This window comes from Microcoleus sp. PH2017_35_SFW_U_B, from assembly GCF_020737865.1.
GTDB lineage: Bacteria > Cyanobacteriota > Cyanobacteriia > Cyanobacteriales > Microcoleaceae > Microcoleus.
Genome location: NZ_JAEQDE010000179.1, coordinates 1 through 6,003, shown reverse-complemented (window position 1 = coordinate 6,003; position 6,003 = coordinate 1). Strand labels below are relative to the sequence as shown.

Annotated in this window: 4 protein-coding genes and 1 pseudogene; all 5 read right to left on the bottom strand. The window is 48.8% G+C overall.

Annotated elements, in window-relative coordinates; genetic code table 11:
• Window positions 1-220: 220 nt before the first annotated feature.
• Window positions 221-2,413, bottom strand: a complete 2,193-nt coding sequence (locus JGK36_RS33070; RefSeq protein WP_293186920.1) for an iron uptake porin — start codon at window positions 2,411-2,413, stop codon at window positions 221-223.
• Window positions 2,414-2,704: 291 nt separating this feature from the next.
• Complete coding sequence (locus JGK36_RS33065; protein ID WP_293193881.1) at window positions 2,705-4,351, bottom strand: HD domain-containing phosphohydrolase; 1,647 nt, start codon at window positions 4,349-4,351, stop codon at window positions 2,705-2,707.
• A gap of 445 nt (window positions 4,352-4,796) precedes the next feature.
• Window positions 4,797-5,078 carry a 4a-hydroxytetrahydrobiopterin dehydratase gene (locus tag JGK36_RS33060; RefSeq protein ID WP_293186922.1) on the bottom strand — a complete coding sequence of 94 codons (282 nt, stop codon included), beginning with the start codon at window positions 5,076-5,078 and terminating at the stop codon, window positions 4,797-4,799.
• Window positions 5,079-5,527: 449 nt separating this feature from the next.
• A complete protein-coding gene (locus JGK36_RS33055; RefSeq protein WP_293186923.1) occupies window positions 5,528-5,776 on the bottom strand; it encodes a hypothetical protein in 249 nt (82 codons plus the stop codon).
• Window positions 5,777-5,882: 106 nt separating this feature from the next.
• Window positions 5,883-6,003, bottom strand: a pseudogene (locus tag JGK36_RS33050) (photosystem II protein D2); the annotation flags it as partial.

Here is a 6,003-nt window from a genome sequence, read left to right as displayed (position 1 = left end):
TTTTGATCTATATTACCTGTTTATCTTGCACTTTTTTCTCCCTCGCGCCATCTAAACCTATGCCACGCAATATGTGATTGATTTTTCAGCAAGCCCTAAATAAGATGAGCTGCATTTGTCCGCCACACAAAAAAGCCCTGCGACAAGCAGGGCTAATGTTAAATTATAGAGTTGTTAGCAGAGAGAGAATATGACTCTCCCTGCCTCTTAAAACGCACTCTTAGAACGTGAAAGTAGTTCTCAGAGTACCAATAATGATGTCGTCATTATTGCGGTCTTGATTCGGGTTGGTAATCCAAATGACGCCCGGAGTCACGGCAATGTTATCCGAGAGCTTGAACTTGTAGAAGCCTTCAAAGTGCCACGAAGTATCGTTGTTGAAGTTCCGCAAATTGCCAGGAGCCTCAAGTTTATCCAAGTAAGGCTCACGACCTACCACAAAGCCCAGCAAGTTGCCTTCTTTCCCTAAATCGGGCAAAGCCAAAGTGGCTGCGTAGTTCCAAATTCTCGCATCGCCGACGCCGAGAATACGAGCATTGGTTAAACCAGCCCAGCCCCCAATGATAAATCTCGGGCTGAGTCGGAACGAAGCCTCAGCACCGTAGGAGTTGCTGACAACTTTGCGAGCGCGGAAGCCGTCAAAGCCTTCGCTCAAACCGTTGATGGAATTAGCCACGCCCGTGCCTGTAAAACCGCCAAGTTTGTCTGGCCCGTTCCCCAAACCGTTGTCAAACCCGAAGTTACCTCTGCTAAAGTAACCGTGGTTGTAAGTGAGAGCAACTTGCAAGTTGCGTCCCGGGGTAAAAGTCAACTGCCCCATCGCTGCGTAATCGCCGTTGAACAAGCCTGCGCCCTTGGCGGGACTTGCCGGATTTGACGCCAAATATCCAAAGGACAGAGAAGTCGGGCCGAACACACCGCCCAGCAAGCCTCTGCCACCGAAGGCGTAATCGAAGCCGATACCAGCACCGCCACCTAGGCGATAAATTGGGTTGCTCTGACCGAAGGCGCTGAGGGAGCCATTACCGCCGTCAAAGTCTTCAAAGTAAGGGTTGACGGTAGGAATGAAATCGTTCCAAATACCGTTAGCGGCTTCAATGGTAACGTTCAACCGATTGCTAGCGGGGAACTTGTAAAGCAAGCTGCCCAAGTGAAAAACGTTGTCGGTTCTGCCAACTACGTTCCAGGTTTGAGTACCTTCGCTCGTCGCCCCCAAGTTAAAGTTTTGACCGTTGCCCACATCCAGTCTGGTGAGCAACAAGTCTCTGCCGGTGAAGCTCGTATTTAAATTGAGACGTACCCGCTGTTGGAAGACGGCTTCATTGTTACCCGTACCGACTCTTCTGTTGTCTCTGCCAAACAAGCCATCATTGCCACCAAAGTCGTCGCTGAGGGCAAAAATTGCTTCCCCAGTCAGTTTGGTAGTAGTTGAAAATTGGTTAGCTTCGAGTTCGGATGTGCGAGCTTCCAGAGCATCGACGCGGCCGCGCAAGGTTGCCAGTTCTGCTGCAAATTCTTCCTGGAGCCGTTGGAGGGCTGCCAAGTCGTCTTTTGTCGCTAAGTTGGTTGTACCTGCTTTAATTAGCTCGTTAACTTTGTCTAAGCAAGCGTTTAAACCGGCGGCAAATTCGTAGCGGGTCATTGCCCGGTTGCCGCGGAATGTGCCGTCTGGATACCCGGCAATACAGCCGTAGCGCTCGACTAGGGATTGCAGTGCTTGGAATGCCCAGTCTGTGGGCCGCACGTCGGAAAGTTGAGATACTGAGGTTACTTGAGCCTGAGTTTCGCCACCAGCACCTTCGCTGCTGTACTCGTTGACCTGTTCTAATGTGGCGGCTGGGTTTTGAGCTTGTGGTGCGACAGTTTGGGCTAGAGATTGGGCCGGAGAGGGCAAATTTTGTTGTGCCTGCTCTGCAACTGCCGGGGCAGTAGTTTCTAATTGAACTGCACTGATTTGCTCCTTGACAGCGGTAGCTGCTGGGGCTGGATTTTCTAGTCTGGCTGCCGCTGAATTTTCTACTGGTTGAGCGACTGTTGGCTCAACTGCTGCTAAAGATTCAGTTACAGGTTGTGATGCAGCTTCAAGATTTGTTGCTGCGGGGTCTGTGGTGGCGGAGGCGATCGCGCTGCCCGTTGCAGCAGGGCTGGCATCTGCAATCGCTGGCTTGGTTTCGCTGCCTGTTCCTTGGGAAATTTCTTCGACTGGCTTTAGTGCTGCGGTAGTTTCGTCAACAGCCGCTAAAGCATTAACTTTGGCTTCGGAGGCTTGGCCTGTTTCAGCTTGGGCAGCTTGAGGCTTGAGCGCATCAGCAGCTTGCTGAGCGTCTGCTGCCATCGCGCTCGAAGAAACTACTAGGGTAGCTCCTAAGACTGCTGGGCTGATTAGTAGGTAACTCCACAAAAATTTCGACATATTCACTCTCATCCTCACACCGATTACAGAGAAACTTTTCGAGTCTTCTATGTGGTCAGTAGTTGCTAAACTAGCATACTTTAAAAAGAGACCTAAAATTCACTTTTTCTTTTGATTTTTGGGGACTAACTGAGTGTATGGATGTGATTGGCTGCTGTCGGATGCCTGTTTTTGACTAGGTACTCAACTGCCTCAAAACCTTACCATACTTGGACTTGGGATTGATTGGACTACTGACACATTAGGCGCTCGATAGCCTATTTACTTTTTAGCACAGCACGTCCGAATCGTCTATACTGATTCGACTTTTGCATCCAAACCGTGTCCTAGGACGCTAAAGACTCGGCGACGGTCGAACAGTTCTAATAAATCGGCGTTGATTTTGTTGTGAGCTGCTTCTTGCCGCAAAATTTTCATTGCTGCATCTGTTCGCAAAGCTCGTTTGTAGGGGCGATCGCCGGCTGTCAGGGCGTCATAAATATCGGCGATCGTCATCAATTGCGCTTGAATGGGGATTTCTGAGTCTGTTAGACCTCGTGGATAGCCTGTGCCGTCGAGTTTTTCATGGTGTCCGTAGGCTATTTGGGGAACATTTTTTAGATCCTTTGTCCACGGAATTTGGCTGAGAAATTCGTAAGTGTGAGTGACGTGAGATTCGATTGCCGATCGTTCTGTCGGCGTCAGGTTGCCCCTCGACACCATCAATTGCACGATTTCGTCTGGACTCAGCAGAGGTTTAATTGCCCCGTCTATATCTCTGTAAGTTTGCCGAGAAAGTTCTAGCAGTTGAGCTAGGGGTTCTTCTGCCAAAATGTGAGGTTCGTTGGCCTCTAGCAGGACTTCCCAATATTCTGCCAATCTGGTTTTTGCGTCTGCTAGCGCCGTGTCTAGCTGTTCTATTTCCTGGCATTTAGCGCACTCTGGCCCAGAGTCCGGGTGTTTTCGGTAAGCTGAATGCTCTAGCAAGTATTTGTATTTAGACTGGACGCATTCCATTTCCAGCGTCCGCTGAGCTAGGGCGAAACGGTGGCGAATGATTTCTAGCTGTGAGGGGTAGAGCTTTTTCTGCTTGGTCAAAACTGCTTCTGGTACTCCGATTTTGCCAAAATCGTGCAGCAGGGCGGCGTAGCGAATTTCTTGAATTTGACGGTTGTTAAAGTAAATAGAGCGCAGCCATCCGCTGCTGACGGCGTTTACTTCTTCTGACAGGCGTACTGTCAGGGCTGCAACTCGTTCTGAATGGCCGAAGGTACATGGATCTCGGGCTTCTATGACTTGCACGCTTGCTTTGACGAAGCCCTCGAACAAGTGTTCTATGCTTTCTTGGAGTTGATTGCGCTCGATCGAGATTGCTGCTTGAGAAGCGAGCGATCGAACTATCCTTTCTTCCCACTCGGAATACTGCTGCGTCGATTCCCAGGCATTCTCTGCCGTCAGCACCTCATCTGCCTTTTTTTTGCGGTTGATCAGTTGCAGTACGCCTATTGTCTCGCCCTGTCGGTTTTGCATCGGCAACACCATTACCGAGCAAGTGCGGTAATTAATATCCCTGTCAAAACTCGTATCTAGCTGGTAGGGTACATCGGGAGGCAAGTCATAGGCATCAGACAGGTTCAAACTTTGACCTGTAATTGCCACGTATCCCGCCAAGCTTTTGTCTGTCAGCGGCAGGGCAAACTCCTTAAACGACAGTCTGGGTTTAGAACCATTTTGAGCTACCTTGAACAGCAACTTAGATTTCTCGTCGCTGTGATCTACTAAATAAACGCTGCCCGCATCGCTGTAGGTGATTTCCCGGCTTTTGGATAAAATCAAGTTTAACAACCCGCCCAAATCGGGGGCGCTAGAGAGCGCCGCGCCAATATCCAAAAGCTTTTCTATCAGTTCTGTTCTTTGAGCAGATTCGTTCAAGAACTCTGGCCTTTCAAATACGATCATGGTCGGAGGATGGCGAATAGCCTTTAATACATTGGACTTGTTGCATCTCGACTTTCTCACACCCGATTTTAACCCAGAGTCGATATTTTCTTTTGAGCGGGCTTTCTGCTCTTGGGACTGTCGCTAGATGCAGTGGCGGCTAGGAAAATGAGAACTCTTGTGACGCTCCCACACTAATTGCAAGCAATATAGTTTGGGCATCTGAGTCCTGTAAAGGATATCTAGATCTTCCTTCGAGATACTCCAAACTGTTTCTCTCTACGGCGTTTTATAGTGAGGAACACGTCCAGCCCCACTGTGGTTCAATGATATCAAAGATTGTCGATTTCGGCGGTGATGGCTTCCGAGCCCTACGGGATTGGTCAACCATCCCACCTCAATCAACTTGGCTTTCATCCCACCCCAATCTGTAAACAATATGGGGTGGGGATTCCCGCCTAACTAGCTAATTTAGCGCAGAAATCTCTTGGGCTAGCGCCATGTCTTTCTCAGTTAAGCCTCCGGCATCGTGAGTTGTCAAGTTAACTGTTACTTGGTTATAGGAGATTTCTATGTCGGGGTGATGTCCTGCCGCTTCTGAGGGGGCGACCAACTTATTCACAAAGGCGATCGCGCCGATAAAATCTTTAAATAAACGGGTACACCGCAGTTGCTTACCTTCCACCGTCCAGCCCGATAATTGACTGGCGCGCTCTTGAATTTCAGTATCGTTAAGTAGATCTGCCATAATTTTTTTTATTTTGGGATAAGCTTTTTGGGAGATTAACAGCCAACCTGTAAAAAATCCGACCAAAAACTATCCGCTCTCACCAATAGTATTGAGGCTCAAGTTTTAATACTTAAGATTTAACACTATTTGAGGTGAGAGCGGTCTAGCGGGTCTTCAGATTAGAACCTGACTGCCGGGAGAATCCCTAGCTGAGCCTGGTTCCCGATGGAATTCGTTTCCAGTTGGAAACGACGGCTGACTGCTAGTGAGCGGCCCCGGCGCACAGCCGGTAGTTTCCAATCTGATGACCCATGCATTTACTACTTTCTATCATGGGCATCACCTCCAGGATTAGCTAAATGGCTTCATATTTGAACGCACCTCACCCAAATACAAGATCTGGTGTGAGGATTTGTGCGCTAGCCCTTGCCAGCGTAACCGAAAGAACCTGCGTTCTGAGTATCATTTCAGTAGTCACAATGATTAGAATAACACAAGGAATTAGAAGTGGGGGGATGCAAATTAATATTTTTGCAAGATGAGGGCAAATTACTGACGTATCGAGGTTTTCGATCGCTCTCTACAGCCAGCGGGCGATCCTCTTCGTTGGCGTAGCCGCCGTAGGCGCGGGCTTCGCTAACGAGCTTTTGAGCGGATTGCTTTTTCTGTGGGGCAGGTATAAAGAGGGAAATGTGCGATCGGATTACTGAAATCAAAAAAGCTCCTACCGAGCGGCAGGAGCTTTTTAAACATTGAGGGTAAAGCCTAAACTAATTTATCTTACCCTTTCAAAATGTTGCAATTTTTGATACTTCGCACTGATTAGAGAGCGTTACCGCGAGGTAGAACTTCTTCAGGGAAGATGAAGTTTTCGTGGGGTTGGTCGGTCGGAGCCATCCAAGCACGAATGCCTTCGTTAAGCAGAATGTTCTTAGTGTAGAAC

What these genes read in the sequence shown, in the direction of transcription:
- JGK36_RS33070 (WP_293186920.1), bottom strand. Translation starts at nt 2,413, where the DNA reads ATGTCGAAATTTTTGTGGAGTTACCTACTAATCAGCCCAGCAGTCTTA.
- JGK36_RS33065 (WP_293193881.1), bottom strand. Translation starts at nt 4,351, where the DNA reads ATGATCGTATTTGAAAGGCCAGAGTTCTTGAACGAATCTGCTCAAAGA.
- JGK36_RS33060 (WP_293186922.1), bottom strand. Translation starts at nt 5,078, where the DNA reads ATGGCAGATCTACTTAACGATACTGAAATTCAAGAGCGCGCCAGTCAA.